At 61.0% G+C, this 25890-nt stretch carries 25 protein-coding genes; 11 read left to right on the forward strand and 14 right to left on the reverse strand.

Annotated elements, in window-relative coordinates:
- Positions 1 to 10: 10 nt before the first annotated feature.
- Entirely contained in the window at positions 11 to 748 is a 738-nt protein-coding gene (locus tag AD662_RS26190) for a substrate-binding periplasmic protein (protein ID WP_018612326.1), read from the reverse strand.
- 261 nt (positions 749 to 1009) lie between these two features.
- On the opposite strand from AD662_RS26190, the gene AD662_RS26195 reads away from it, so the two are divergent.
- Entirely contained in the window at positions 1010 to 1462 is a 453-nt protein-coding gene (locus AD662_RS26195; protein ID WP_018612323.1) for a GNAT family N-acetyltransferase, read from the forward strand.
- A 130-nt stretch (positions 1463 to 1592) separates the two neighbouring features.
- On the opposite strand, the gene AD662_RS26200 is transcribed toward AD662_RS26195, so the two are convergent.
- The 3 genes from AD662_RS26200 to AD662_RS26210 are packed head-to-tail and all read right to left on the reverse strand — an operon-like array spanning position 1593 to position 4563.
- On the reverse strand, positions 1593 to 1889 hold the full coding sequence (locus tag AD662_RS26200) for a winged helix-turn-helix domain-containing protein (protein WP_018612322.1): 297 nt from the start codon (positions 1887 to 1889) through the stop codon (positions 1593 to 1595).
- Between the two features lie 4 nt (positions 1890 to 1893).
- The gene (locus AD662_RS26205) at positions 1894 to 2397 is read right to left on the reverse strand and encodes a M48 metallopeptidase family protein (protein WP_024619094.1); all 504 of its coding nucleotides are present in this window, start codon (positions 2395 to 2397) and stop codon (positions 1894 to 1896) included.
- 42 nt (positions 2398 to 2439) lie between these two features.
- Positions 2440 to 4563, reverse strand: coding sequence for a putative bifunctional diguanylate cyclase/phosphodiesterase (locus tag AD662_RS26210; protein WP_018612320.1), 2124 nt, complete (start codon positions 4561 to 4563; stop codon positions 2440 to 2442).
- A 322-nt stretch (positions 4564 to 4885) separates the two neighbouring features.
- Between AD662_RS26210 and AD662_RS26215 the strand changes: the two genes are divergently transcribed.
- The 3 genes from AD662_RS26215 to AD662_RS26225 all read left to right on the forward strand — a co-directional run bounded on the left by AD662_RS26215 (position 4886) and on the right by AD662_RS26225 (position 7272).
- Complete coding sequence (locus AD662_RS26215; protein WP_018612317.1) at positions 4886 to 5557, forward strand: polysaccharide lyase family 7 protein; 672 nt, start codon at positions 4886 to 4888, stop codon at positions 5555 to 5557.
- A 300-nt stretch (positions 5558 to 5857) separates the two neighbouring features.
- Complete coding sequence (locus AD662_RS26220; RefSeq protein ID WP_053182662.1) at positions 5858 to 6526, forward strand: polysaccharide lyase family 7 protein; 669 nt, start codon at positions 5858 to 5860, stop codon at positions 6524 to 6526.
- Positions 6527 to 6987: 461 nt separating this feature from the next.
- Positions 6988 to 7272, forward strand: a complete 285-nt coding sequence (locus tag AD662_RS26225) for a hypothetical protein (protein WP_053182665.1) — start codon at positions 6988 to 6990, stop codon at positions 7270 to 7272.
- Positions 7273 to 8718: 1446 nt separating this feature from the next.
- On the opposite strand, the gene fba is transcribed toward AD662_RS26225, so the two are convergent.
- From fba to tkt, 6 genes are all read right to left on the reverse strand, one after another.
- On the reverse strand, positions 8719 to 9783 hold the full coding sequence (fba, locus tag AD662_RS26230) for a class II fructose-bisphosphate aldolase (protein WP_003177554.1): 1065 nt from the start codon (positions 9781 to 9783) through the stop codon (positions 8719 to 8721).
- Between the two features lie 244 nt (positions 9784 to 10027).
- Positions 10028 to 10360, reverse strand: coding sequence for an MliC family protein (locus AD662_RS26235; RefSeq protein ID WP_018605054.1), 333 nt, complete (start codon positions 10358 to 10360; stop codon positions 10028 to 10030).
- Positions 10361 to 10416: 56 nt separating this feature from the next.
- Positions 10417 to 10641 (reverse strand): YajG family lipoprotein, encoded by a 225-nt coding sequence (locus AD662_RS26240; protein WP_014340623.1) that lies wholly within the window; start codon positions 10639 to 10641, stop codon positions 10417 to 10419.
- A gap of 31 nt (positions 10642 to 10672) precedes the next feature.
- A complete protein-coding gene (locus AD662_RS26245; protein WP_018605052.1) occupies positions 10673 to 11836 on the reverse strand; it encodes a phosphoglycerate kinase in 1164 nt (387 codons plus the stop codon).
- A gap of 24 nt (positions 11837 to 11860) precedes the next feature.
- On the reverse strand, positions 11861 to 12916 hold the full coding sequence (gene epd, locus AD662_RS26250; protein ID WP_014340625.1) for an erythrose-4-phosphate dehydrogenase: 1056 nt from the start codon (positions 12914 to 12916) through the stop codon (positions 11861 to 11863).
- Positions 12917 to 13319: 403 nt separating this feature from the next.
- Positions 13320 to 15317, reverse strand: a complete 1998-nt coding sequence (gene tkt / locus AD662_RS26255) for a transketolase (RefSeq protein ID WP_018605049.1) — start codon at positions 15315 to 15317, stop codon at positions 13320 to 13322.
- A 30-nt stretch (positions 15318 to 15347) separates the two neighbouring features.
- On the opposite strand from tkt, the gene AD662_RS29435 reads away from it, so the two are divergent.
- The 3 genes from AD662_RS29435 to metK are packed head-to-tail and all read left to right on the forward strand — an operon-like array spanning position 15348 to position 17794.
- On the forward strand, positions 15348 to 15578 hold the full coding sequence (locus AD662_RS29435; protein WP_139213039.1) for a hypothetical protein: 231 nt from the start codon (positions 15348 to 15350) through the stop codon (positions 15576 to 15578).
- A 10-nt stretch (positions 15579 to 15588) separates the two neighbouring features.
- Complete coding sequence (locus AD662_RS26260; protein WP_018605048.1) at positions 15589 to 16584, forward strand: ArsR/SmtB family transcription factor; 996 nt, start codon at positions 15589 to 15591, stop codon at positions 16582 to 16584.
- Positions 16585 to 16603: 19 nt separating this feature from the next.
- A complete protein-coding gene (gene metK, locus AD662_RS26265; RefSeq protein WP_014340628.1) occupies positions 16604 to 17794 on the forward strand; it encodes a methionine adenosyltransferase in 1191 nt (396 codons plus the stop codon).
- A gap of 190 nt (positions 17795 to 17984) precedes the next feature.
- Here metK and AD662_RS26270 read toward each other — a convergent pair whose 3' ends face one another.
- The gene (locus AD662_RS26270; RefSeq protein ID WP_053190001.1) at positions 17985 to 18605 is read right to left on the reverse strand and encodes a LysE family translocator; all 621 of its coding nucleotides are present in this window, start codon (positions 18603 to 18605) and stop codon (positions 17985 to 17987) included.
- 206 nt (positions 18606 to 18811) lie between these two features.
- On the opposite strand from AD662_RS26270, the gene ligB reads away from it, so the two are divergent.
- Together ligB and AD662_RS26280 are read left to right on the forward strand one after the other, a co-directional pair.
- Positions 18812 to 20485, forward strand: coding sequence for an NAD-dependent DNA ligase LigB (gene ligB, locus AD662_RS26275; protein WP_053190002.1), 1674 nt, complete (start codon positions 18812 to 18814; stop codon positions 20483 to 20485).
- A gap of 90 nt (positions 20486 to 20575) precedes the next feature.
- Positions 20576 to 20971 carry a DUF1090 domain-containing protein gene (locus tag AD662_RS26280; protein WP_014340631.1) on the forward strand — a complete coding sequence of 132 codons (396 nt, stop codon included), beginning with the start codon at positions 20576 to 20578 and terminating at the stop codon, positions 20969 to 20971.
- Positions 20972 to 21056: 85 nt separating this feature from the next.
- On the opposite strand, the gene AD662_RS26285 is transcribed toward AD662_RS26280, so the two are convergent.
- Positions 21057 to 21506, reverse strand: a complete 450-nt coding sequence (locus AD662_RS26285) for a c-type cytochrome (RefSeq protein WP_053190003.1) — start codon at positions 21504 to 21506, stop codon at positions 21057 to 21059.
- Between the two features lie 125 nt (positions 21507 to 21631).
- Here AD662_RS26285 and mltA point away from each other — a divergent pair, with 125 nt between their 5' ends.
- Positions 21632 to 22819, forward strand: coding sequence for a murein transglycosylase A (gene mltA, locus AD662_RS26290; RefSeq protein WP_053190004.1), 1188 nt, complete (start codon positions 21632 to 21634; stop codon positions 22817 to 22819).
- A gap of 155 nt (positions 22820 to 22974) precedes the next feature.
- Here mltA and AD662_RS26295 read toward each other — a convergent pair whose 3' ends face one another.
- Both AD662_RS26295 and AD662_RS26300 read right to left on the reverse strand, forming a co-directional pair.
- Positions 22975 to 23358 carry an MAPEG family protein gene (locus AD662_RS26295; RefSeq protein WP_018605043.1) on the reverse strand — a complete coding sequence of 128 codons (384 nt, stop codon included), beginning with the start codon at positions 23356 to 23358 and terminating at the stop codon, positions 22975 to 22977.
- A 52-nt stretch (positions 23359 to 23410) separates the two neighbouring features.
- On the reverse strand, positions 23411 to 24244 hold the full coding sequence (locus tag AD662_RS26300) for an EamA family transporter (protein WP_018605042.1): 834 nt from the start codon (positions 24242 to 24244) through the stop codon (positions 23411 to 23413).
- A 202-nt stretch (positions 24245 to 24446) separates the two neighbouring features.
- Between AD662_RS26300 and AD662_RS26305 the strand changes: the two genes are divergently transcribed.
- Positions 24447 to 25607 carry an MFS transporter gene (locus AD662_RS26305; RefSeq protein WP_018605041.1) on the forward strand — a complete coding sequence of 387 codons (1161 nt, stop codon included), beginning with the start codon at positions 24447 to 24449 and terminating at the stop codon, positions 25605 to 25607.
- Positions 25608 to 25890: the final 283 nt, after the last annotated feature.

Below are 25890 nucleotides of genomic sequence, written 5' to 3' on the forward strand. Positions count from 1 at the left end.
TTAAATAAGCTCACATCCCATGTTGCTTGAGCAACCGCGCATAACTCCCATCCGCCTTCATCGCCGCGATCTCCCGGTCAAACCCCGCCACGATCCGCTCATGCTCCGGGTTCTTCAAGCTGACCAGGATGTGCAGGCTGTTTTCACTCAATGCCTTGGGCATGAATTCCACGGCGTTGCGCACCTTGGCCGATTCGCGGGCCAGGTAATAGCGGGCGACGTACTCGTCTTCCAGGGTCAACTTCACACGATCGGCAGCCAGCATGCGCACTGCCATCGCGAAGTTATGCACAGGGACTTTCTGCATTAGCAGGTCTTCGTCGAAGTCCTTGGAGTAGGCATAGCCGCGAACCACGGCGATGGGATAGGCACGCAGCTGTTGCAGGCTGTCAAACTGGATCGCTTCGTCCTTGCGCTTGATGAAACGCACACGGTTGAGCAAATACTCAGCCGAGAACTGGCCGATGTGAGTGCGCTCCTCGCTGTACCAGGCGTTGACCAGCACGTCATAGCGGCCCTCGCCGATGCCCAGCATCGCCCGGGCCCAGGGCACTTGTTCGAAGTCCGTGGCATAGCCGGCCCGCGCCAGGGCCGTGCTGACGATATCGGTCGCCAGGCCACCATTGATCAAGGTGGAATCGGTAAAGGGCGGCCAGCCATCGGCGACCAGACGCAGCTTTTGCGCGCAGGCCTCATAGCTCAATAACAGCAACCCGATCAATGCAAGAGCTCGATGCAATCGCGGCATGCCAAACGTCCTTGACGGGTTCAAAGCCCGGTTTGTTTTTAGCCGACACTCAACAGGCATTCTCAGACACCCGGTCCTAACATTAGCTCATTGGAACCGCTGCGCAGCGCTGTCACGAAGATTACACAAAGACGACAACGCCGCGACAGAGGAATGATGGCATTTTGGCCTTTATCGCAGATTTTCCAGTCGACCGAGAAAGAGACTTCCGGGCCAAGCACGCTTAATATCGGCATCAGGTTCTTCAGGAAATTCAAAAAAATGGATATCGAGTGGGTCTGCAAACATCACAGTGACCTGAGCAAGGAACAGCTGTATGCCATCCTCAAATTGCGTGCCGACGTGTTCGTTGTCGAGCAGAACTGCGCCTACCCGGATGTTGACGGCCTGGACCTTGAAGGCGACACCTGCCATTTGATGGCCTGGCAGGACAACCACCTGGTGGCCTACCTGCGCCTGCTCGATCCGCACTCGCAAAACAGTGACGTGGTGATCGGGCGCGTGGTCATCGCGCCCCACGCACGCGGCCAGGGGCTGGGCCACACCTTGATGGAACAGGCGCTCAAGCAGGCCGAGAAGCATTGGCCCGGTACGTCGATCTCATTGTCGGCCCAGGCGCATTTGCAGGGGTACTACGGGCGGTATGGGTTTGAAGTGGTGGGGGTGGAATATATGGAGGATGGGATTGCGCATATTGGTATGCATCGGCCGTAGGAGCTGCCGCAGGCTGCGATCTTTTGATCTTGACCTTTCGTTTGAGATTCAAGTGTCTGGGGGAAGATCAAGATCAAAAGATCGCAGCCTCGTTGCACTCGTCAGCTCCTACACAGCTCCTACGCAGCTCCTACGGATACTCCAGCACCGCCTTGATCCGCGGCAAATTCCCCTCGATCCACCCCCGATCGATCGCCCCCCAATCGCGAATCCGATAACGCCCGGCATGATTGCGCGCGCCGTCCTCTTGCTCGAACTCACACACGATATCCAGGTCAGCCAGCGCGGCAATGGTGTCCTGGGCCGTACGCCGGGGCATGCCGGTGGCTTCGGTGAGCGCCGGGACGTTGCTGGCGGCACCGCTGTCGATCAGGTAAGCCACGTACAAGCGACGGTAGAAGCTGGTCTTGGTCTTGCTGACATCCATTCGGTCATTCCTTGTGGGGTTGCAGGTCCCGCCAGGTCAGGTACACCCGCAGGTCGAATTCCAACTGGTGATACCCCGGCAGCATGTGCTCGCAGAGTTGGTAGAACGCCTTGTTGTGGTCCGACTCCTTGAAGTGCGCCAGTTCGTGCACCACGATCATGTTCAGGAACTCGGGCGCCGCGTCCTTGAACAGCGCAGCGATGCGGATTTCCTTCTTGGCCTTGAGCTTGCCGCCCTGGACCCGCGACACCGCGGTGTGCAGGCCGAGGGCACGGTGGGTCAGGTCCAGGCGACTGTCGAACAGCACCTTGTCGATGGCGGGCGCGTTACGCAGGTATTGCTGCTTGAGGTCCAGTGCATAACCGTACAGGGCCTTGTCGCTCTGGATCGGATGCCGGCCCGGGTAGCGCTGCTGCAGGTAATCGCCCAGTCGGTCCTGGGCGATCAATTGCTGCACTTGGGCTTGCAGGGCGGCGGGGTAGGCCTGGAGGTATTTGAGCGCGGTCATCAAGGGGCAACACTGTCACAAGAGGCCGCCAGTGTAGCGAATTCAAGCCTGCACCGCGCTCCAGTCGAACGGCGTGGCGAAGGCATTGGTGTCTTCGGCCATCAAGGGCCGCGCCACGAGGAACCCCTGCACGTACTCACAGCCATGGGCCTGCAGCCACTCATATTGCTCGCGGGTTTCCACCCCTTCGGCGATCACCCGCAAGCCCAGTTGCGTACACAGGTCGATCACCGAGGCGGCCAACGCGGCATCCCGGGGCGACCCCGGCAGGCGGGCGATCAGGTGCCGGTCGAGCTTGAGGGTATCGAGTTCAAGATCGCGCAGATGCGTCAGCGAACAGGGCCCCGAACCGAAGTCATCCAATGCAACCCGCACCCCGAGGTGACGCAGCAGGCGCAATTGCTTTTGGGTTTCATCGGGGTTGCGCATCAGCGCATCCTCGGTCACCTCGACCTCCAGCTGCCGAGGCTTCAAGGCATGGCGCTCCAGGACCTGGCGCAACTCGGTCACCAGGTTGGGCATGCCGAACTGGGTGCTGCTCAGGCTCACCCCCAACACCAGGTCGTCAGCGAACAGGCGTTCCCAGACTTTGCGCTGAGCCGCGCTGCGATGATAAATCCAGCTGCCCAGGCGACTGATCAACCGCGCCTCCTCCAGCAAGGGCAGGAACAGGCCCGGCGGAACATCACCGACGCTGGGGTGCTGCCAGCGCAACAGCGCTTCGAACCCGCGGATCCGCCCGTCGACGATGCTCACCTGCGGCTGGTAGACCATATTGAAATCGCGGTTCTCGATGGCCGAGCGCACGCTCTCTTCCAGCATCAGCCGTGAACGGGCTCGACCGTTCATTTCATGATCGTAAAAACGGTATTGCTGACGTCCGGCACGCTTGGCTTCGTACATGGCGATGTCGGACGCCCGCAGCAACCCATCGAGATTGGCGCCGCAGTCCGGGTACGTCGCGATGCCGATGCTGGCCCCAAGGGCCACGTCCATGCCTTCGATCTGCTGGCAGATGGCGACGCGCTCGATCAGTTTCTCGGCGATCTTGGCCGCCTGCTCGGGAAATTCCAGGTCCAGCAGCGCCGTAAACTCGTCCCCGCCCAACCGCGCCAGGATATCGAATGGGCGCAGGCAGGCCTTCAACTGTTCCGACACCCAGCGCAACACCCGATCCCCGGCATCATGCCCCAGCGAGTCATTGACCCGCTTGAAGCCATCGAGGTCCAGGTACAGCAACACCCAGTTGCTTTCCTGGCGCTCGCTGCGCATCAACAGGTTTTCCGCGGTCTGGTAGAACCCTCGGCGGTTGAGCAACCCGGTCAGCGGGTCCGTGACGGCCTGGTATTCGAGTTGCTGGTGCAAATGACGAACCACGGACATGTCCTGGAGCGTCACCACCATCGCCTTCTGCTCCGACGGCAACGGCGCGCAGGACAAGGCCACCGACACCTGCTGGCCGGGCGCCGTGCGCAGGACCGCGTCATGCAATCGCCAGGTTTCACCGCGACGATAGGCGTTGTGGATATCGGAATCGAGCCACTCGGGAATGTGCGGTTTCTGCAGGAAATCCAGGAACGGCATGCCCTGCAATTGCTCGGCGGTGGCATTGAGCAAACGGCAGGTAGAGGGGTTGGCGAAACGGATACAGCCATTCTCATCCACCACCAGGATGCCCTCGGCGGCGTTGTCCAGCACCGAGGCATTGAAGGCCCTGGCCGCTTCGAGATCCTGGCTCAGGCGCTGCAAGGCCCGGCGATTGCGCTGGTGCTCGAGCAACGCCTGGACCTTGGGCTTGAGGATCTGCGGATCGAAGGGCTTGAACAGGTAATCCACGGCGCCACTGGCGTAGCCCTTGATGACCGCATCCTGGGATTGCTCGTTGGCCGTCAGGAAAATGATCGGCGTGAGCCGCGTGCGCTGGCTGCCGCGCATCAGGCGCGCCACTTCGAAACCGTCCATGTCGGGCATCTGCACATCCAGCAGAACCAGGTCGATGTCGTGTTCGAGCAGCAGGTTTAGCGCCTCGACCCCCGAGGACGCGGTCATGACTCGCCAATCCTGACGCTGCAGCAAGGCACGCATGCTGAGCAGGTTTTCAGGGTAATCATCAACAATCAAAAGGACAGAGCTGTCTTCGCCGAGCGGTGGTTGCGCGCATTCCATGCTGCTTCTCTTATCGGGCGCCACGTCCGTTTTTACGTAGCAAAGCGGACAAATACTGTCCCCTCACTCTAGACCGGGATTATCAAAAGCAGTAGGTGTCAACGCGCCATCATCCAGACAAAGCCCGAAATAGCCGACTAACGGTCACCCTCCTCAGGCACAGAAACTGCACTGACACCCTCGACGGACAATTGACGTCAAACATCCGCCGAACGGTCAACAAAAAAAGCCCCTGTCCAGCGTTCCGAAACGCTTCAAAAGGGCGGTTTAAAGCCTCCCGCTACGGCATCCACCTTTACATCTCGATACGCAGGACCTGGACATGATCGATCTCGCAACCTGGAATTTGAGCATCCCCGAGGGCGCCCCACCGGCAACCATTGAAACCTCACAATTGGTTCAGGGCTTCAAGAACCAGTACTTCAACTCTGAAACCGGCACGGTGTTTTTCTGGGCCCCCGTGACAGGCGCCACGACGGCCAATGCTATTTACCCACGCAGCGAACTGCGCGAAACCAACAGCGACGGCACCTTGCGCAATTGGCTTTACCCGTCGGCGGACAACACCCTGCGCGCGACCGTCACCGTCAACCAGGTGCCCAGCACCGGCAAGATCGTGATCGGCCAGATTCATACCAAGGACAGCACCAGTCCGATGGTGAAACTGGAATACCAATACAAAGCCTACAGCTCCACCGGAAATATCGTCGCCAAGGTGCGCATTCGTCCTGATGACGCGACGGGCCAGGTCATTACCATCGCCACGGGCGTGACCCTCAACCGCAGCTTCTCCTACATGATCCACTTGAGCCCGAAGGGCGCGCTGGGCATTACTGCGGCGGGCTACAACTGGCGGACCACCGTTGATCCGAGCTGGAAAGTCAAACCGCTCTATTTCAAAGCGGGGGTGTATGTGCAGGACAACACCGGCTACGTCACCGAAGGTGGGAAAGTGACGTTCAGCCTGCTGGAAATCAAACACACCACTCTTTAACCACTGTCGCACCTTTGAAGGCATCCGTTTCCGGGTGCCTTTTTTTTGCCCCGTGTACGACGAAAGAACCAAATAGCCATTAGCCAATGGTTCCGAGAAAAATCGAGCTAGCCGACCAATGGTCGTTTGTCTCGGGCACCAAAGCGGCAAACGCAACTCTGACGGACTGTTGACGCCAACCCTCCGCCGGACGACCGCGCCAAATACTCGTCCGCGCACCCTTCTGGCCTCAGCAAAAGCGCGTCTTAGAGCCTCCGGCTGTGGCGTAAATCATTTCTTCTTCTCAGAAAGGATCCGAACATGGTCGATCTTGCAACCTGGAACCTGAGCATCCCCGAAGGCAGTCCGCCGAAAACCATCGAAACCCCTCGGCTGGTGGATGGGTTCCAGGACAAATATTTCAACTCCGAAGGCAGCACGGTGTATTTCTGGTCACCGGTGACCGGCACCAAGACTGAAAACGCGATCTATCCGCGCAGCGAATTGCGTGAGACCTACAAGGACGGCACCTTGCGCAACTGGGTCTACCCCGACGCCGATAACCAGCTACGGGCAAGTTTGGTGGTCAATCAGGTGCCCAGCAGCGGCAAGATCGTGATCGGACAGATCCATGCCAAGGACAGCAGCAAGCCCATGGTCAAGCTGGAATACCAATACAAGGAAGACAGCGCCACCGGGAACATCGTCGCCAAGGTCCGCATGCGGCCTGATGACAGCGAAGGCAGGGTGATTACCGTTGCTACGGGGGTGAAGCTCAATCGGTCCTTCTCTTACCGAATTCATCTTGATCGTACGGGCGATCTTGGCATTACCGCTGCCGGTCATAGTTGGTACACCACCGTCGGTGCCGCCTGGCGCGACAAGCCGTTGTATTTCAAGGCTGGGGTGTATGTGCAGGACAACAGCGGTTACACCAGCGAAGGTGGAAAAGTGACGTTCAGCGTGCTGGATATCGATCACAACACCTGAAATTTCACTTCCGATAATCTCGTAGGAAATCCCCTCTTGTGGCGAGGGGATTTATCCCCGTTGGGCTGCGAAGCAGCCCCTCTTTTCGTCAGACCCACCGCATGTGCCGACTTTACGGCGGCTGCGCCCCCGAGCGGGAGCAAGCTCCCTCGCCACAGGGGGGCGGTGCGTCCTACAGGTCGATTTTGGTCTCGAAAATCTCCTCTATAGTTCGACTTGTCTGCTGGCCTTGGTCAATGGGCAGGGGTTTCGCAGCCCTGGTGAGTTAGAATCACGACCGTCAAAAATCGACATAGGCGAATCCTGCCTACGTTCGGCTTTTCATGGCGGCTGTGTGTGGGAGATCTTCGGGTCTGCCGGGTTTCTCTAACTCCTCGGTCTGCGAACCCGCACATGGCTGCCACCCAATTTGTTTCGCAGCAAACGGTGGTAAGTACTTTTTCTTGAGTTAGAGGTTTGTCATGAAAACTGAACAATTGCTAAGCCGTTTCACGCCACTTACCCCGATCGCCACCACCCAACCCATCCTGTTCATCGACAGCACCGCCCCATTGACTGAACTCCACGCCTGCGCCAGCGAACGCTTACATGCCACGCTCGACTACTTGACGCTCATGGCCTGCGCCACCCTGCGCGATTCGGCCGCCAGCGACTTCAATACCCTCACCAATGTTGCCCGGATCCTGGTTCAGGATGTCACCGATGTGTTTGGTGTCATTGAACAACGCGGGCTCGAAGGGGAATAAAATATTGCGGGCATATCCATTGCTGCGGTAACGGCTGCTTAGGGTTCCGCCCTGACGGCGGGTCACTTTCGAAAAGCGCGAAAGTAACCAAAGCGCTCCTGCCCCACCACTCGGTGCCTCGCCTAGGCTCGGCATGCCCTCACTCCGGCATTGCTCCGCGGGCCGCCGCGAAGGGCCATCCATGGCCCAGCGCGGCTACCTCGGCATCCATGCCGGGTTGCCCACTCCACAATGCCTGCGTTCGGCCATCGTGGTTAACGGGGCGCCGAGATCAACGTCCACCGCGAGGCGGCCTAGTAGCCGACCTGGCTCTCCCGGTCGTACACCCATCAGCTCTGTTTGAGCAGGACCTGTGGGAGCAAAGCTTGCTCGCGAGGCGGCCTGACAGCCGACTTGGCTCTCCCGGTCGTACACCCATCAGCTCTGTTTGAGCAGAACCTGTGGAAGCAAAGCTTGCTCGCGAGGCGGCCTGACAGCCGACTTGGCTCTCCCGGTCGTACACCCATCAGCTCTGTTTGAGCAGAACCTGTGGGAGCAAAGCTTGCTCGCGAGGCGGCCTGACAGCCGACCTGGCTCTCCCGGTCGTACACCCATCAGCTCTGTTTGAGCAGAACCTGTGGGAGCAAAGCTTGCTCGCGAGGCGGCCTGACAGCCGACCTGGCTCTCCCGGTCGTACACCCATCAGCTCTGTTTGAGCAGAACCTGTGGGAGCAAAGCTTGCTCGCGAGGCGGCCTGACAGCCGACCTGGCTCTCCCAGTCGCACACCCATCAGCTCTGTTTGAGCAGAACCTGTGGGAGCAAAGCTTGCTCGCGAGGCGGCCTGACAGCCGACTTGGCTCTCCCGGTCGTACACCCATCAGCTCTGTTTGAGCAGAACCTGTGGGAGCAAAGCTTGCTCGCGATAGCGATCGATCAGCTTGCATCAGCGCTGGATGTGCCACCGTCTTCGCGAGCAAGCTTTGCTCCCACAGATCTGACAGGTGTACGACCGCAAGAGCCAAGCCGGCTGTCAGGCCGCCTCGCGAGCAAGCTTTGCTCCCACACACACCTGCTCCCACAGGGGAAACGCGGTCTCACCAAGAGCCAGGTCGGCTATAAGGCCGCCTCGCGGTGGACGTTGATCTCGGGCGCCCCGTTAACCACGATGGCCGAACGCAGGCATTGCGCAGTGGGCATCCCGGCATGGATGCCGGGATAGCCGCGCTGGGCCATGGATGGCCCTTCGCGGCGGGCCCACGGAGCAATGCCGGAGTGAGGGCATGCCGAGCCTAAGCGAGGCACCGAGTGGTGGGGCAGAAGCGCTTTGGTTACTTTCGCGCTTTTCGAAAGTGACCCGCTGTAAGAGCGGAACCATAAGCCGCCGCCACCCAAAAAACGGATATACACACAAACCCCACCCATAAAAAAACCCGCATCACTGCGGGTTTTCTCACAACGCTAAAACATCAATTAACCTTAGCGTTCAACTCACCCTTCAAGTACCGCTGATACATAGCCTCCAGAGAGATCGGCTTGATCTTGGAAGCATTACCCGCCGTACCAAACGCCTCATAACGCGCAATACACACATCCCGCATCGCCGTCACGGTCGCACCGAAGAACTTACGCGGATCAAACTCACTCGGATTGGTCGCCATCAAACGACGCATCGCACCAGTAGAAGCCAGACGCAGATCGGTATCGATGTTGACCTTGCGCACACCGTACTTGATGCCTTCGACGATTTCCTCAACCGGCACGCCGTAGGTTTCCTTGATGTCGCCACCGTACTGGTTGATGATCGCCAGCCACTCCTGTGGAACCGAGGAAGAACCGTGCATCACCAGGTGGGTGTTCGGGATGCGCTTGTGGATTTCCTTGATGCGGTCGATCGCCAGCACGTCGCCAGTTGGCGGCTTGGTGAACTTGTAGGCGCCGTGGCTGGTGCCGATGGCGATGGCCAGGGCGTCGACCTGGGTCTTCTTGACGAAGTCCGCCGCTTCTTCCGGATCGGTCAGCATCTGGCTGTGGTCCAGCACGCCTTCGGCGCCGATGCCGTCTTCTTCACCGGCCATGCCGGTTTCCAACGAACCCAGGCAACCCAGTTCGCCTTCCACCGATACGCCGCAGGCGTGGGCCATGGCGACGGTCTGCTGGGTGACGCGTACGTTGTACTCGTAGTCGGTCGGGGTCTTGCCGTCTTCGCCGAGGGAACCGTCCATCATCACCGAGCTGAAGCCCAGCTGGATGGAACGCTGGCAGACGTCCGGGCTGGTGCCGTGGTCCTGGTGCATGCACACCGGGATGTGCGGGAACTCTTCGATCGCTGCCAGGATCAGGTGACGCAGGAACGGCGCGCCAGCGTATTTGCGGGCACCGGCCGAAGCCTGGACGATCACCGGAGAGTCAGTCTTGTCAGCGGCTTCCATGATGGCGCGCATCTGCTCAAGGTTGTTGACGTTAAAGGCTGGAACGCCGTAGCCGAACTCGGCTGCGTGGTCCAGCATCTGACGCATGCTGATAAGTGCCATTGTGTCTCTCTCCCGGTCGAGGGTCGTTAATCGTGCCAGCCTGCCGGAGCGGCGGCGGCTATTCAAGTCATTGCGGATCGGGGGTCGGTCCCGGTCTGCGTGTTCCGTGCAGCAAAATCTCAAATCGTATAGAGCCCCCTGTGGGAGCGGGCTTGCTCGCGAATGCGGTTTCACATTCAACAAAGATGCAAGCTGAGCCGCCGCATTCGCGAGCAAGCCCGCTCCCACATTGGATCTCAGTGGATCACTCGGCCTTGCAGCCACGCCCAATCAAGTCATTGGTGGCGACCCAATACACCAGGCCTTCCTCACCCTTGACGTGAAACGCCAGCATGTCATCGCTGTACAGTGAACCTTCAGCACCCGGCTCAAGCTTGAGACGATAAACCTTATCGGCGCCGCCCAGGCGTACATCGACTTCCTTGTGGGCGGCATCGGTGTAGCGCCAGAGCACTTTGGCCTCGCTGTCGCAGGTCCAGGTCGTCCAACCTTCAACAGGTTCGGACGTGTGCAAAAAGTCCAACTGCGCACAACCGCCCAGCAATGCCAACGCCACGACGGCGATCAAGCCTTTCATCCGTGTTCCTCGACGGACGGCACACGCCGCCCGCCATGAGTTAAGAGTCAGACCCGTCAAGGACAACCATGTTCCTTGGCCGGGGTTTGCGTCTCGTATTTGTCCAGGCCGTCCGGTCCGGAACGCTTGTTCAGCACCGGGTTGGTCTCGGCCTGCCAGTCGGCCTGGTAACAGCCGTCTTCGGGCGCCGGCGTGCCGGGTTGCGGGGCCGGAGCCTGCGGGCTGCTTGAGCAGGCCACCAGCATCGTCGCCGCCAACAGCAACGGGATCGTCTTGACCATCAGAACACTCCTTTGCCTGGTCAATGCAGCTTCAGGCCTTGGCCCGGCTTTCCAGGACTTCCACGGCTGGCAACACTTTGCCTTCGACGAACTCGAGGAATGCGCCGCCGCCAGTAGAAATGTAGGAGATCTGCGAGGCCACGCCATATTTGTCGATGGCCGCCAGGGTGTCACCGCCACCGGCGATGGAGAACGCAGCGCTGTCGGCGATGGCCTGGGCCAGCACCTTGGTGCCGTTGCCGAACTGGTCGAACTCGAACACACCGACCGGACCGTTCCACAGGATGGTCTTGGAAGATTTCAGCAGTTCGGCGAAGTTGGCTGCGGTTTGCGGGCCGATATCGAGAATCATGTCGTCCTCGGCTACGTCAGCGATCAGCTTGACGGTGGCGGTGGCGCTTTCTGCGAATTCCTTGGCCACAACCACGTCCACCGGCAACGGTACGCTGACCTTGGCGGCGATTTCCCGGGCGGTGTCCAGCAAGTCTGGTTCGTACAGGGATTTGCCGACCGGGTGACCGGCAGCAGCGAGGAAGGTGTTGGCGATGCCGCCACCGACGATCAACTGGTTGCAGACCTGGCTCAGGCTATTGAGCACGTCCAGCTTGGTGGAGACCTTGGAGCCAGCAACGATGGCAGCCATCGGCTGGGCCGGGGAGCCCAGGGCCTTGCCCAGCGCGTCCAGCTCGGCAGCCAGCAACGGGCCTGCGGCGGCGACTTTGGCGAACTTCGCCACGCCGTGGGTCGAACCCTCGGCGCGGTGGGCGGTGCCGAACGCGTCCATCACGAACACGTCGCACAGGGCAGCGTATTGCTGGGCCAGTTCGTCGGCGTTCTTTTTCTCGCCCTTGTTGAAGCGCACGTTTTCGAACAGCACGACATCGCCGGCCTTCACGTCCAAGCCGCCCAGGTAGTCAGCGACCAATGGCACGTCACGGCCCAAGGCCTTGCTCAGGTAATCGGCCACAGGCTTGAGGCTGTTTTCCGCCGAGAACTCGCCTTCGGTCGGACGGCCCAGGTGGGAGCAGACCATCACGGCCGCACCTTTTTCCAGGGCCAGCTTGATGGTCGGCAGCGAGGCCAGGATGCGCGCGTCGCTGGTGACAACACCGTCCTTGACGGGGACGTTGAGGTCTTCGCGGATCAGTACGCGCTTACCTTGCAGATCGAGGTCGGACATCTTCAACACGGTCATGGGTCGCAATTCCTGGGTAACTGTTTAGAGAGCAGGTTTTTTAGAAGCGGTTTGCAGGTAATGCTCGGCAACGTCCAGCATTCGGTTGGCAAACCCCCATTCGTTGTCGAACCAGGCCAGGATGTTCACAAGCCGCGGCCCGGAAACACGGGTCTGGCTGGCATCGACGATGGCCGAATGTGGGTCATGGTTAAAATCACAACTGGCATGAGGCAACTCGGTGTAGGCCAGAAGGCCTTTGAGCGGACCGCTGGTGGCGGCTTCGCGCAGGATCCGGTTGACTTCAGTGGCGTCGGTATCGCTCACGGTCTGCATCGTAATGTCGAGGCAGGACACGTTGACCGTCGGCACCCGCACGGCTTTGGCCTGAATTCGCCCCGCAAGTTCCGGCAGCAGCCGTTCGATGCCACGCGCCAGACCAGTGGACACCGGAATCACCGATTGGAACGCCGAACGGGTGCGGCGCAAGTCCTCATGGTGGTAGGCGTCGATCACCGGCTGGTCGTTCATCGCCGAGTGGATGGTGGTGATCGACACGTATTCCAGGCCAATGGCCTGGTCCAGCAGGCGCAACAGCGGCACTCCGCAGTTGGTGGTGCAGGACGCGTTGGACACCAGCAGCTCTTCGCCGGTCAGGCAATCCTGGTTCACGCCGTAGACGATGGTGGCGTCCACGTCCGCTTCGCTGGCCATCGGCTGGGAGAACAGCACCCGTGGCGCGCCGGCAGCGAGAAAACGCTGGCCGTCTTCGCGGGTGTGGTAGGCGCCGGAGCACTCGAGCACCAGATCGACATCCAGGGACGCCCAATCGATGCCTTCAGGAGTGGCGCTGCGCAAGACCTTCACGCAGTCGCCGTTAATATGCAGACAATCGCCCTCGACCCGCACTTCGCCGGGAAACCGGCCGTGGGTGGAGTCGAAGCGTGTCAGGTATTCGATACTGGCCATGTCGGCCAGGTCATTGATCGCCACAATCTCGAAACCGGCCTTGGCCCCCCGTTCGAACAACGCACGCAGGACGCAACGACCTATCCGGCCGTAGCCGTTGAGTGCAACTTTGTAGGGACGCGGTTGGGGCATGGGGGGTTCTCTGACCAGGGTGAATCCATGGAGTACAGCGCCGAATGTTCCGCAGTCATCGCGGGCAAGCCTTGCTCCCACAGGCTGGCATTTTCCCAGTAGGGGTATGCACATCCTGTGGGAGGAAGCCTTGCTCTCACAAACTGGCATTTCCCAGTAGGGGTATGCACATCCTGTGGGAGGAAGCCTTGCTCTCACAAACTGGCATTTCCCAGTAGGGGTATGCACATCCTGTGGGAGGAAGCCTTGCTCTCACAAACTGGCATTTCCCAGTAGGGGTATGCACATCCTGTGGGAGGAAGCCTTGCTCTCACAAACTGGCATTTCCCAGTAGGGGTATGCACATCCTGTGGGAGCAAGGCTTGCCCGCGATAGCGTCAGAACAGGCACTACATGCCTGGACTTAGTCTTCCAGCAGCTCTTCCGCCTGACCCAGGATGTTTTCCAGGGTGAAGCCGAATTCCTCGAACAACGCCGGCGCAGGCGCCGATTCGCCGTAGGTGGTCATGCCGATCACGCGGCCTTCCAGGCCCACGTACTTGTACCAGTAATCGGCGTGGGCAGCCTCGATGGCGATCCGCGCACTGACCTGCAGCGGCAACACCGCTTGCTTGTAACCGGCATCCTGGGCGTCGAACACGCTGGTGCACGGCATGGACACTACGCGCACGTTGCGGCCCTGCTCGGTCAGCTTGTCGTAGGCCTGAACGGCCAGGCCGACTTCGGAACCGGTAGCGATCAGGATCAGCTCCGGCTCGCCGATGCAGTCCTTGAGCACGTAGCCGCCGCGAGCGATATCGCCGATCTGGTCGACATCGCGGTTCTGGTGCTGCAGGTTCTGGCGGGAGAAGATCAGCGCCGATGGACCGTCGTTGCGCTCGATGGCGTGTTTCCAGGCCACTGCCGACTCCACGGCATCGCAAGGGCGCCAGGTGTCCAGGTTCGGCGTGCAACGCAGGCTCGCCAATTGCTCGATCGGCTGGTGAGTCGGGCCGTCTTCGCCCAGGCCGATGGAATCGTGGGTGAACACATACAGGATGCGCTTTTTCATCAGCGCCGACATGCGCACGGCGTTGCGGGCATATTCCATGAACATCAGGAAGGTCGCGCCGTAAGGCACCAGGCCGCCGTGCAGCGCCACGCCGTTCATGATCGCGCTCATGCCGAACTCGCGAACGCCGTAGTACATGTAGTTGCCGCTGGCATCTTCAGCGCTGACGCCTTTACAGCCTTTCCACAGGGTCAGGTTGGAACCGGCCAGGTCGGCCGAACCGCCCAGCAGTTCCGGCAGCAATGGGCCGAAGGCGTTCAAGGTGTTCTGGCTGGCCTTGCGGCTGGCGATGGTTTCGCCCTTGGCGGCGACTTCAGCGATGTACGCCGAGGCTTTTTCGGCGAAGTCGGCCGGCAGCTCGCCACTGAGGCGACGCACCAGCTCGTTGGCCAGCTCAGGGAATTCGGCGGAATACGCAGCGAAACGCTGATCCCATTCGGCTTCGAGCGCGCGGCCTTTTTCCTTGGCATCCCACTCGGCGTAAATGTCGGCCGGGATTTCGAACGGGCCATGGTTCCACTTCAACGCGGCGCGGGTCAGGGCGATTTCCTCGGCACCCAGTGGCGCGCCGTGGCAGTCTTCCTTGCCTTGCTTGTTCGGCGAGCCGAAACCGATGGTGGTCTTGCAGCAGATCAGGGTCGGCTGGGCGCTTTTGCGGGCCGTCTCGATGGCAGTCTTGATCTCTTCCGGATCGTGACCGTCGACATTGCGGATCACCAGCCAGTTGTAGGCTTCGAAGCGCTTGGGAGTGTCATCGGTGAACCAGCCTTCGACTTCGCCATCGATGGAGATGCCGTTGTCGTCATAGAAAGCGATCAGCTTGTCCAGGCCCAGGGTGCCGGCCAGGGAGGCGACTTCGTGGGAAATGCCTTCCATCATGCAGCCATCACCCAGGAATACGTAGGTGTGGTGATCGACGACGTTATGACCTGGGCGGTTGAACTGCGCGGCCAGGACTTTTTCTGCCAATGCAAAACCTACGGCGTTGGCCAAGCCCTGCCCCAATGGACCGGTGGTGGTTTCCACGCCTGGGGTGTAGCCGTATTCCGGGTGGCCCGGGGTGCGGCTGTGCAGTTGACGGAAGCTCTTCAGGTCATCGATCGACAAGTCGTAGCCGGTCAGGTGCAGCAGCGAGTAGATCAACATCGAGCCGTGACCATTGGACAGCACGAAGCGGTCACGGTCGGCGAAGGCTGGGTTGCTCGGGCTGTGCTTGAGGTAGTCGCGCCAAAGCACCTCGGCGATATCCGCCATACCCATAGGGGCACCGGGATGGCCGCTGTTGGCTTTCTGCACGGCATCCATGCTGAGGGCACGAATGGCATTGGCACGCTCACGACGGCTGGGCATCGCTGTTCTCCTGCGGGTATTGAATCGAGAATGAATAAAATGGAACTGAAAAAAGGCGAGCATTTTCCCTCACCCACCCACCCCGGGGCAATGACAGATAGTCATCCTTGGGCGTTTTTCCGGTGGATAAAGCCGCATTCACCAGGTGAAACCTTTCCGCTGATGGTTTGTAGAGTCAAGCACACGTCGGGAAGTGCCATTTATCCACCAATATCAAAACTTTTTGATATTGAACTTGCAGGGTTCCAATCCCCTCACTAGACTGCCGCACATGAACTTACCTGCACCTTCCATTCGCCATGACGACTGCGATGAGCTGGCGGCCCTTTGCAAGGCCGGCGGCGATCCGTTGCGGCTCAATGTATTGCGCGCCCTGGCCAATGACTCGTTCGGCGTGCTGGAGCTGGCGCAGATATTCGGCATCGGTCAGTCCGGGATGAGCCACCACCTCAAGGTCCTGGCCCAGGCGGACCTGGTGGCGACCCGCCGGGAAGGCAACGCCATTTTCTATCGCCGCGCCCTGCCCCACACCGACCTGCTGGGCGGCAAGCTGCACGCGGCGCTGCTGGACGAAGTGGACGCGCTGAACCTGCCGATCGACGTGCAGGCTCGCATCGCCCAGGTACACGGGCAACGGGCCGCCGCCAGCCAGGACTTCTTCGCCCGGGTCGCCGAGAAATTTCGCGCCCAGCAAGACCTGATCGCCGGCTTGCCGCAATACCGCGAAAGCGTCGTGGCGCTGCTCGACAAACTAAGCTTCGAAGCCACGGCCACGGCGATCGAAGTCGGCCCCGGCGACGGTGCTTTTCTGCCGGAACTGGCGCGGCGCTTCAGCCAGGTGACGGCGCTGGACAACAGCCCGGCCATGCTTGAACTGGCGCGCCAGGTGTGTGAACGCGAGGCCCTGGCTAACGTCAGCCTGCAACTGGCCGACGCCCTGGATGGCATGAGCCTGCAGGCCGACTGCGTAGTATTGAACATGGTGCTTCATCATTTCGCCGCGCCGGCCGATGCACTCAGGCACATGGCCGCCCTGCTGCAACCGGGCGGCAGCCTGCTGGTGACGGAGTTATGCAGTCACAACCAGAGCTGGGCCAGGGAGGCCTGTGGCGATCTCTGGCTCGGCTTCGAACAGGACGACCTGGCCCGCTGGGCCACCGCTGCGGGCCTCGTGCCCGGGGAAAGCCTTTATGTAGGCTTACGTAATGGTTTCCAGATCCAGGTCCGCCACTTTCAGCGGCCGACTGGCGACACTCACCAACGGTAACTTGTAGGAAAACATCGAGATGAGCGAATACTCCCTTTTCACCTCCGAGTCCGTGTCTGAAGGGCATCCGGACAAAATCGCCGACCAGATTTCTGATGCGGTGCTGGACGCCATCATTGCTGAAGACAAGTTCGCCCGCGTGGCGTGCGAGACTCTGGTGAAAACGGGCGTGGCGATCATCGCCGGCGAAGTCACTACTTCGGCCTGGGTCGACCTGGAACAGATCGTCCGCGACGTGATCCTGGGCATTGGCTACAACAGCTCCGACGTCGGCTTCGACGGCGCGACCTGCGGCGTGATGAACATCATTGGCAAGCAGTCCCCCGACATCAACCAAGGCGTTGATCGGGCCAAACCGGAAGACCAGGGTGCCGGCGACCAGGGCCTGATGTTCGGCTACGCCAGCAACGAGACCGACGTGCTGATGCCGGCCCCGATCACCTTCTCGCACCAGTTGGTTCAACGCCAGGCCGAGGCCCGTAAATCCGGGCTGCTGCCTTGGCTGCGCCCGGACGCCAAGTCCCAGGTGACCTGCCGTTACGAAGGCGGTAAGGTGGTCGGTATCGATGCCGTCGTCCTGTCGACCCAGCACAACCCCGATGTGTCCTACAAAGACCTGCGCGAAGGCGTGATGGAACTGATCGTCAAGCACGTGCTGCCTGCCGAGTTGCTGTCCAAGGACACCCAGTTCCACATCAACCCGACCGGCCAGTTCATCATCGGCGGCCCGGTGGGCGACTGCGGCCTGACCGGTCGCAAGATCATCGTCGACAGCTACGGCGGCATGGCCCGTCACGGCGGCGGCGCGTTCTCCGGCAAGGACCCTTCGAAGGTTGACCGTTCGGCGGCCTACGCCGGCCGTTATGTCGCCAAGAACATCGTCGCCGCCGGCCTGGCCGAGCGCTGCGAGATCCAGGTGTCCTACGCCATTGGCGTGGCCCAGCCTACGTCGATCTCGCTGAATACCTTCGGCACCGGCAAGATCGGCGATGACAAGATCATCAACCTGGTCCGTGAAGTGTTCGACCTGCGTCCATACGCCATCACCACCATGCTCGACCTGCTGCACCCGATGTACCAGGACACTGCAGCCTATGGCCACTTCGGTCGTACGCCGCAGATCAAAACCGTGGGTGACGATACCTTCACCACCTTCACCTGGGAAAAAACCGACCGCGCCGACGCCCTGCGCGCCGCTGCCGGCCTGTAACACCGGCGTGTAAAGAAAAGCCCCTGGCGACTGTGTCGTCAGGGGCTTTTTCATGCCTGGCTCTTGAGGCGAGAGAATTTATCTGTGGGAGCAAGGCTTGCCCGCTATGAGGACAACGCGGTCCTTGCGGTAACGAGGCGCCTGCATCGCGGGCAAGCCTTGCTCCCACAAAACTCCCTCGCCATGCCGCTCAAGCCCGTCGTGCCACCAGCAAAAACGAAGCCGCACCGGCCAGCAGCCCAGCACACATCCGATTGAACAGGCGCTTGCCACTGGGCCGGGAAAACAAACGCCGCGCGTAAATACCCATGTAGCAATACAAGCCGATGGCGATGCACTCCAGCGCCAGGAACAAACCACCCAGCACGGCGAATTGTTGGGTGACGGTGCCTGTACGGTCGACGAATTGTGGCAGGAACGCGGTAAACAACAGAATCGCCTTCGGATTGCCGATCGCCACCAGGAACTCCTGGCGCGCCAGGCCGGCCCGGCTCATCGACGCGACCGCGGCTTCGCTGCCGGCCTCGGGCTGGGCCCGCCACAATTGCACCGCCAAATAGAACAGGTAACCGGCACCGACGAGCTTGATCCCCAGGAACAGCAACTCCGAGGTGTGCAGCACCGCAGTGAGCCCTACCGCCGCCAGGGCGATCATGATCGCAAACGCCAGCAACCGACCGATGCCGCCACTGCACGCCCGGACGAAGCCATAACGCGAGGCGTTACTGATGGACAGCAGGTTGTTCGGCCCCGGCGCCATGTTCAGCGCAAAGCAGGCCGGGATGAAAACAGCGAGCGTCGACAGTTCCATCGGGAGCATTCCAGGCAGCGGCGAATCGAAAGCCCATTCTGCGCCGGCCGCTGACGAGGGCAAGGCACAGTTGCGCGGCTAAATCACCTCGCACTGTACCGCCGCGACTTCGCCACCAGGCCCCGCAAAATCCGGTAACGCTCCAGGCCTCGCAACTTCCACGACGGTGGCTAGCCTTCAGTACTCAACCAAGCAAGGATGCTTCGATGCCACCGTTTTTGTATGCACTCGCCTGTCTTGTATTCATTGCCATTCCTGCGGTTGCCGCGCCCTGTCCCGATTGGCCCACTGAACGCGCCCGGGCCGAGATCGCCGTGCTGCAACAGCAAATCGACACCTGGGACGACAGTTATCACCGCCTCGGCCAATCCCTGGTGGCCGACGAATTGTATGATCAATCCCGCACACAGTTGGGCCAGTGGCGCCGCTGCTTCAACCTCGCAGCCCCCGAAGATCCGCTGCGTTCAGTGGGCGCAAAGGTGCCGCACCCCGTTATCCATACGGGCCTGGAAAAACTGAAGGATGCCGACGCCGTGGGGGCCTGGCTGCACGGTCGAGAGGACGTCTGGGCCCAGCCGAAAGTCGACGGCGTGGCGGTAACCCTGGTCTATCGCAAGGGTCGCCTGCATCAGGCAATCAGCCGTGGCGATGGCGTCCTCGGACATGACTGGACCACCAATGCGCGCAAGATCGGCGCCATCCCGCAACAACTGCGCCAGCCCGTAGACCTGGTCGTCCAGGGCGAGTTGTACTGGCGCCTGGAGGCTCATGTCCAAGCCAGCAGCGGCAGCGTGAACGCCCGCGGGACCATGGCAGGCTTGATGGCACGCAGCAATTTGACGGTACACGATGGGGTATCTATCGGCCTGTTTGTCTGGGACTGGCCGGAAGGGCCGGAGACCCTGCCCGAGCGAATGGCCGCGCTGAACGCGTTGGGCTTCGCTGACACCCTCGACTACAACCAACCTGTGCGGACATTGGTCGATGCCGAGCAGTGGCGCGATCACTGGTACCGCACACCGCTGCCATTCGCCAGCGACGGGATCGTCCTGCACCAGAGCCGCCGCCCACCCGCCGACCGCTGGCAGGCCAGGGCGCCGTTCTGGAGCGTGGCCTGGAAATACCCGTATGCCCAGGCGCTGGCCGAAGTGCGCAAGGTGCACTTCAAGGTCGGGCGTACCGGGCGCATCACGCCCGTACTGGAGCTTGAACGCATCCGGCTCGACGACCGGTGGATTCGCCGGGTAAGTGTCAGTTCCCTCAAGCGTTGGGAGGAAATGGACATTCGCCCCGGCGACCGGGTCGCTATCAGCCTGGCCGGGCTGACCATCCCACGGCTCGACAGCGTCGTGCTGCGCAGCGTCGAGCGGCAGGACCTCAACGCCCCTGCGGCAGCCGATTATCACTTCTTGAGTTGCTGGCAACCGACAACCGGCTGTGAAAGCCAATTCCTCGCACGACTGGGCTGGCTGAGCGGCAAACACGGGCTCGCCCTGCCCCATGTCGGCCCCGGCACCTGGGAAAAACTGCTGGCCGCCGGACGACTCGACGGATTGCTGGATTGGATGACCCTCGATGCCGCCGAGCTTGCTAACATTGCCGGCTTTGGCGAACGCAGTAGCAGCCGCCTGCTCGCCAGCCTGGACAGCGCCCGGCAACGCCCTTTCGAGCAATGGCTCAAGGCCCTGGGCCTGCCGCCCGCGGGTGAGGCCCGGCTGGAGGGACCGTGGCGGGTGCTGGCCGAGCGCACTACCGAACAATGGCAAGCCGAGGCCGGCATCGGACCGGAACGCGCCGCGCAACTGAGCGCATTTTTTCGCGACCCGCAGGTGCTGGCCTTGAGTGACGAACTACGCTCCGCCGGGGTCGACGGTTTTTAATCCGGGCCCTGTGTGGTTGAACCCAAGGGGCAAGCATGCGTTCCAACAGCGCATCTGTACCGACCGCTCGCGATTTTTTACGGAGTTGCTATGAATTTCCTGTCCCCCGTTGCCCTGCTGGTTTTATGCAGCGCCATGGCCGCCCCTTTGATGGCGGACGAGCAAACCCCGGAGCTCACCGGCTGCGCGGCCAAGCGCCAGGGCATCATCAACCAGATCGAACTGGCCAAGTCCCGTGGCAACCAGGACCAGCAGGCTGGCCTGGAAACCGCGTTGAGTGAAGTCACCAGCCATTGCACCGATGCATCCCTGCGCAAGGAGCGTGAAAACAAGGTGCTCGATGCCAAGCACGAGGTCAGTCGGCGTCAGGCCGACCTGGAAAAGGCCATGAAGAAAGGCGACGCCGAGCGGATCAACAAACGCAAGGACAAGCTGGCGGCCTCCCGCAAGGAACTGCAGGAAGCGGTGGATGAGTTGGATAAGTGAACATTGACAAGATCGCGGCCTCCTACAGGTTGAATGCGATCCCCTGTAATTGGAACTGGCGAAGCCTGCGATCTTTCAAGACATGTCAATGATCCCGAAATTCCTTGTGACAGGCGCTGCACGCATCCTCGACCTTTTGCACCGCCGGCCCCAAGTAACTGGCCTTGTAGGGTTGGACGTTGCTGGCAATTACCAACTCACCGGTGGCGGCTTCAAGGTTACGGGCCAGCTCCTGGAAACGCGCCTGCTTTTGCCAGACATCATCCAGGGCGCTGGTGTGGTCTTGCTCGCGCACCTGCGGGAAGTGCTTCCACGGCTCATGGGAGAGTTGATCCAGTTGCATCGCACCCTCGGCGAATCGTGCGCCATCGAACGGGACTCGACCGCGCAACATGCCGCCCAACTCTTCGTTGGTCTTGAGCATCTGCTTGAAGATCGCCTTGCGCTGGCCAAGGGGAGAATTGGGATCGACGCCGCCACAGGCGGACAACATCAGGCAGGCCAGCACGGCCATGGAAAATCGTTTTACAAACATCTTGGCCTCGGGGCAGGAAACGGCAGTTAGTATCCTCGGGTCATCGATAAAGACCAATGCCCCTATCAACAATACGGGTTGTTCGAGCGCCTGACAGCGTCCGGATGACTGCAAAGGAAATCTTCATGAACAGCCGCATCAAGACCTGGCACAAAGGCCTGGCATTGACCCTACCGCTGATCGCACTGTTGGCCGGTTGTAATCGCGGCGAAAAGGTCGAAGCACCTCAGACCCACGCCCTCGCCACCTATGTCAGCGCACCATGGGAGGCGCTGCCGTCGGTGTCCGATGCAGACCTGCTGGCCGGTTTCGGCTCCTGGCGCAGTGCCTGCACCCGGCTCAAGGCCGATGCGACCTGGGGCCCGACCTGCGCGGCGGCGGCCAATGTGCCGCAAACCCCACAGGATGTACGCAATTTCCTGAAACAAAACCTGGACGTCTATGGCCTGCGCTCAGGGGACAACAGCCCCAACGGCCTGATTACCGGCTATTACGAGCCGGTCTACCCCGGCAGTCTCACCCAGACCGCCACGGCGAATATCCCGGTCTATGGTGTGCCGGAGGACATGATCATTGTGTCGCTGGACAGCATTTACCCTGAGCTCAAGGGCAAACGCCTGCGTGGCCGCCTTGAAGGCCGGGTGCTCAAGCCATACGACGACGCGGCCACCATCGAAACCAACGGGGTGAAGGCGCCGATCATCGCCTGGCTGACCGACCCCATGAACCTGCAATTCCTGCAAATCCAGGGTTCGGGACGTATTCGACTCGCCGATGGCCGCCAACTGCGCATCGGTTATGCCGACCAGAACGGCCACCCTTACCGCCCCATCGGGCGCTGGCTGGTTGAACAGGGCGAGCTGAAGAAAGAAGACGTGACCATGGGTACCATCAGTGCCTGGGCCAAGGCCAACCCGAACCGTATTCCCGAATTGCTGGGCAGCAACCCCAGCTACGTGTTCTTCAACCGTAACCCCGACAGCAACGAAGGCCCGCGAGGCTCGCTGAATGTACCGCTGACAGCCGGCTACAGCGTGGCGGTGGACCGCAAGGTGATTCCGCTGGGCAGCCTGTTGTGGCTATCCACCACGCGCCCTGACGGCAGCACCTTGAACCGGCCCGTCGCCGCCCAGGACACTGGCGGTGCAATTGCCGGTGAAGTGCGGGCGGACCTGTTCTGGGGCACGGGCGAGGCTGCCGGGCAACTGGCCGGGGACATGAAGCAACAGGGCCAGATCTGGATGCTCTGGCCCAAGGGCATGGCGTTGCCGCAAGTGCCGCAGGTGGCGAATGCGGTGACCGCCAACCCCTAAAGAGATGCGTTGATTGTCCCGGCCCCATCGCGAGCAAGCCCGCTCCCACAGTTGATCTCAGTGAACACAATATTTGTGAGCGACCAGAGATCAGTGTGGGAGCGGGCTTGCTCGCGAAGAGGCCCGCACAGACGCCAGAAACTCACCAGCCAGGCTCAGACCGAAACAAAGAAGAAACTCAAGACCAACCCCACCCCCACGAACCACACCAGCGAACGCAGGATCGCCCAGTCCGCCAGATAGCAGATGATGTAGAGCAGGCGACTGGTGATGAACAGCACCGCCAGCACATTGATGGTCACCAGCTCGGCATTGCCGGCCAGGTGCGCGACGATCACGGCGGCGGCGAAAAACGGGCTGATTTCAAAGCTGTTCAGTTGCGCAGCGAAAGCGCGCCGGGGAGCACCTTCGAGCGAGTCGAGAAAATCCCGAGGGTCGTGGTTATCCCGTAACCGGTATCTGCCACCGGCCTTGGCGATCCCGACACACAGGTAAGGCAGGAGAAAGGCAATCAAAATACACCACAGGGCAACCGTCATTGACGCAGTTCCTTCTTTGAGTTTTATAGAAAATCGCGAGTCCGGACACTGGTCAGAACTTCATCACCAGCATGCCAACCAACACCAGCCCGCAGGCTAAGAGCCGCGGCAAGCCAAAAGGTTCTTTCAGGTAACGCATGCCGAACAGCACCACCAGGATCACGCTGATCTCCCGCAGCGCCGCCGCTTCGGCGATCGAGCCCAGTTGCATGGCCCACAGCACCAGAGCGTAGCTGAACAATACGCAGAATCCGACCGCCAACCCCAACCGCCACTGCTCACGCCAGAACCGCATGAAGGCCGGCCGCTTGCTCACCAGCGCCAGCAACGGGAACGGCCAGGCACTGAGCAGCGTGACCCAGACCAGGTAATCCAGCGGATGGGACCAGCGCCGCAGAGCGTGACCGTCGATATAGGTGTAGCAACCGATGCACAGGCCAATCAGCGCCACCACCGGCAGCATCGACCAGGGCAGCCGCTCGCCACCGCCGCCCTGCCACAACAGGCAAAGCATGCCGAACGGGATCAGCAAAATGCCGATGACCTGCTGGGTCGTCAGCGCTTCACCGGCGAACATAAATGTCAGCGCCAGCACCACCAGCGGCGACAGGCCGCGCATCAGCGGATAGACCAGCCCCAGGTCACCGACCCGATACGCCTGGATCAGCAAATAGCGATAGAGCAGCTCGAACGCCGCCGACGCCAGGATCCACGGCCAGATCTCCAACGGCGGCAAGGCCACGAAACCCAGTGCCAGCGCGACGAACAGCAAGGCGACGCTGTCCATGCACGCCACCACCAGCAAACGCTCGCCACTGAACTTGATCAGCGTATTCCACGCCGCATGCAACAGCGCTGCTACCAACACCAAGGCCGTCGCAAGCACGGCACGCTCCTTGTCCCCGATCCTACGATCATCGGGCTCATGAATTGATTCGCTATCGTTTATACTGCAAACCGACCACGCCGCACTCAGTTGCGCATACACCTATTCCAATAATCTCGCTGTTGCCCCGCTCATTCGAAGGGGGGCGCCGGCATGCGTATGCCTGATCAGAGCGTCAAGACTACAGACAGAGACCTTGCGCATGCCACTCGCCTTGCTTGCTTTGGCCGTCGCCGCTTTCGGCATCGGCACGACTGAATTCGTCATCATGGGCCTGTTGCCCGATGTCGCCCGGGACCTGGCCGTAAGCATCCCCCAGGCCGGCCTGCTGATCACTGGCTACGCCCTGGGCGTGGTGTTCGGCGCGCCGATCCTGGCGATTGGCACCGCCAACATGCCACGCAAGGCCACGCTGCTGGGCATGACCCTGATGTTCATCCTCGGCAACGTGCTCTGCGCCCTGGCGCCGAACTACGCCACGCTGATGGCCGCCCGGGTCATTACTGCGCTGTGCCACGGAGCGTTCTTTGGCATCGGTTCGGTGGTGGCGGCCGGGTTGGTGGCGCCGAACAAACGGGCCCAGGCGATTGCCATGATGTTCACCGGCCTGACCCTGGCCAACGTGCTGGGCGTACCGTTGGGCACGGCCCTGGGGCAATACGCCGGCTGGCGTTCGACGTTCTGGGCGGTATCGGTGATCGGCGTGATCGCCGCCATCGCCCAATGGGTCTGGCTGCCCAAAGAAATCCCCATGGACAAAGCCAACCTGGCCAGCGAGTTCAAGGTGCTGGGCAAGGTCAACGTGTTGCTCGCCCTGGGCATGAGCGTGCTGGCCTCCACCAGTTTGTTCAGCGTGTTCACCTACATCGCGCCGATCCTGCAGGATATCACCGGTGTCAGCCCCCACGGCATCACTGTCATGTTGCTGTTGTTCGGCGTCGGCCTGACGGCGGGCAGCTTCCTTGGCGGACGCCTGGCGGACCGGCGCCTGCTGCCTGCGCTGGTGGCCATGGCCTTGGCCGTGGTGCTGGTGCTGGCCGCGTTCAGCCAGACCAGCCGGTCGGTGATCCCGGCGGCAATTACCCTGGTGCTGTGGGGCGTCTTCGCCTTCGCCCTGTGCCCGATCCTGCAATTGCTGATCATCGACCAAGCCCACGAAGCACCGAACCTCGGCTCGACCCTGAACCAGAGTGCCTTCAACCTCGGCAACGCAGCCGGGGCGTGGATGGGTGGGTTGGTCGTCGCCAGTGGTGCCGACCTGGCGGATTTGCCGTGGACCGGGGCATTCGTCAGCGGCCTCACGGTATTGACCGCCTTGTTCTTTATCCAACGACAGCGACGCTTGGCGGCCGTCGTTGTTTGAGGGCCTGGGAAATCGGCGCTTCCCATGAGTGAAGGGGCGACGCTTTCAGTAAGAATGTTTCCCCATTCGTGCGGGCTGTTTTTACCTGTCGTCCAGAAGCCTTGTTCCAGAGCGCCTGCCATTAAAATCCGCCGAGGGCTGTTCGCAGCCGGCGGATGTTTATCCAATTAAGTCGCAACGCAATCAGCCTGCAGATTTTGCTTAGAGTTCGGCCCCCACACTCGGTACAAGGACGAACCAGAATGCCAGGCCCAATCTCGCAACAATCCCTCCCCCCTAGCTC

This window comes from Pseudomonas kilonensis, assembly GCF_001269885.1.
GTDB classification, from domain to species: domain Bacteria; phylum Pseudomonadota; class Gammaproteobacteria; order Pseudomonadales; family Pseudomonadaceae; genus Aquipseudomonas; species Aquipseudomonas kilonensis.

Coding starts and splice junctions, on each gene's coding strand:
- AD662_RS26190 (WP_018612326.1), bottom strand. CDS start 748: ATGCCGCGATTGCATCGAGCTCTTGCATTGATCGGGTTGCTGTTATTG.
- AD662_RS26195 (WP_018612323.1), top strand. CDS start 1,010: ATGGATATCGAGTGGGTCTGCAAACATCACAGTGACCTGAGCAAGGAA.
- AD662_RS26200 (WP_018612322.1), bottom strand. CDS start 1,889: ATGGATGTCAGCAAGACCAAGACCAGCTTCTACCGTCGCTTGTACGTG.
- AD662_RS26205 (WP_024619094.1), bottom strand. CDS start 2,397: ATGACCGCGCTCAAATACCTCCAGGCCTACCCCGCCGCCCTGCAAGCC.
- AD662_RS26210 (WP_018612320.1), bottom strand. CDS start 4,563: ATGGAATGCGCGCAACCACCGCTCGGCGAAGACAGCTCTGTCCTTTTG.
- AD662_RS26215 (WP_018612317.1), top strand. CDS start 4,886: ATGATCGATCTCGCAACCTGGAATTTGAGCATCCCCGAGGGCGCCCCA.
- AD662_RS26220 (WP_053182662.1), top strand. CDS start 5,858: ATGGTCGATCTTGCAACCTGGAACCTGAGCATCCCCGAAGGCAGTCCG.
- AD662_RS26225 (WP_053182665.1), top strand. CDS start 6,988: ATGAAAACTGAACAATTGCTAAGCCGTTTCACGCCACTTACCCCGATC.
- fba (WP_003177554.1), bottom strand. CDS start 9,783: ATGGCACTTATCAGCATGCGTCAGATGCTGGACCACGCAGCCGAGTTC.
- AD662_RS26235 (WP_018605054.1), bottom strand. CDS start 10,360: ATGAAAGGCTTGATCGCCGTCGTGGCGTTGGCATTGCTGGGCGGTTGT.
- AD662_RS26240 (WP_014340623.1), bottom strand. CDS start 10,641: ATGGTCAAGACGATCCCGTTGCTGTTGGCGGCGACGATGCTGGTGGCC.
- AD662_RS26245 (WP_018605052.1), bottom strand. CDS start 11,836: ATGACCGTGTTGAAGATGTCCGACCTCGATCTGCAAGGTAAGCGCGTA.
- epd (WP_014340625.1), bottom strand. CDS start 12,916: ATGCCCCAACCGCGTCCCTACAAAGTTGCACTCAACGGCTACGGCCGG.
- tkt (WP_018605049.1), bottom strand. CDS start 15,317: ATGCCCAGCCGTCGTGAGCGTGCCAATGCCATTCGTGCCCTCAGCATG.
- AD662_RS29435 (WP_139213039.1), top strand. CDS start 15,348: ATGAATAAAATGGAACTGAAAAAAGGCGAGCATTTTCCCTCACCCACC.
- AD662_RS26260 (WP_018605048.1), top strand. CDS start 15,589: ATGAACTTACCTGCACCTTCCATTCGCCATGACGACTGCGATGAGCTG.
- metK (WP_014340628.1), top strand. CDS start 16,604: ATGAGCGAATACTCCCTTTTCACCTCCGAGTCCGTGTCTGAAGGGCAT.
- AD662_RS26270 (WP_053190001.1), bottom strand. CDS start 18,605: ATGGAACTGTCGACGCTCGCTGTTTTCATCCCGGCCTGCTTTGCGCTG.
- ligB (WP_053190002.1), top strand. CDS start 18,812: ATGCCACCGTTTTTGTATGCACTCGCCTGTCTTGTATTCATTGCCATT.
- AD662_RS26280 (WP_014340631.1), top strand. CDS start 20,576: ATGAATTTCCTGTCCCCCGTTGCCCTGCTGGTTTTATGCAGCGCCATG.
- AD662_RS26285 (WP_053190003.1), bottom strand. CDS start 21,506: ATGTTTGTAAAACGATTTTCCATGGCCGTGCTGGCCTGCCTGATGTTG.
- mltA (WP_053190004.1), top strand. CDS start 21,632: ATGAACAGCCGCATCAAGACCTGGCACAAAGGCCTGGCATTGACCCTA.
- AD662_RS26295 (WP_018605043.1), bottom strand. CDS start 23,358: ATGACGGTTGCCCTGTGGTGTATTTTGATTGCCTTTCTCCTGCCTTAC.
- AD662_RS26305 (WP_018605041.1), top strand. CDS start 24,447: ATGCCACTCGCCTTGCTTGCTTTGGCCGTCGCCGCTTTCGGCATCGGC.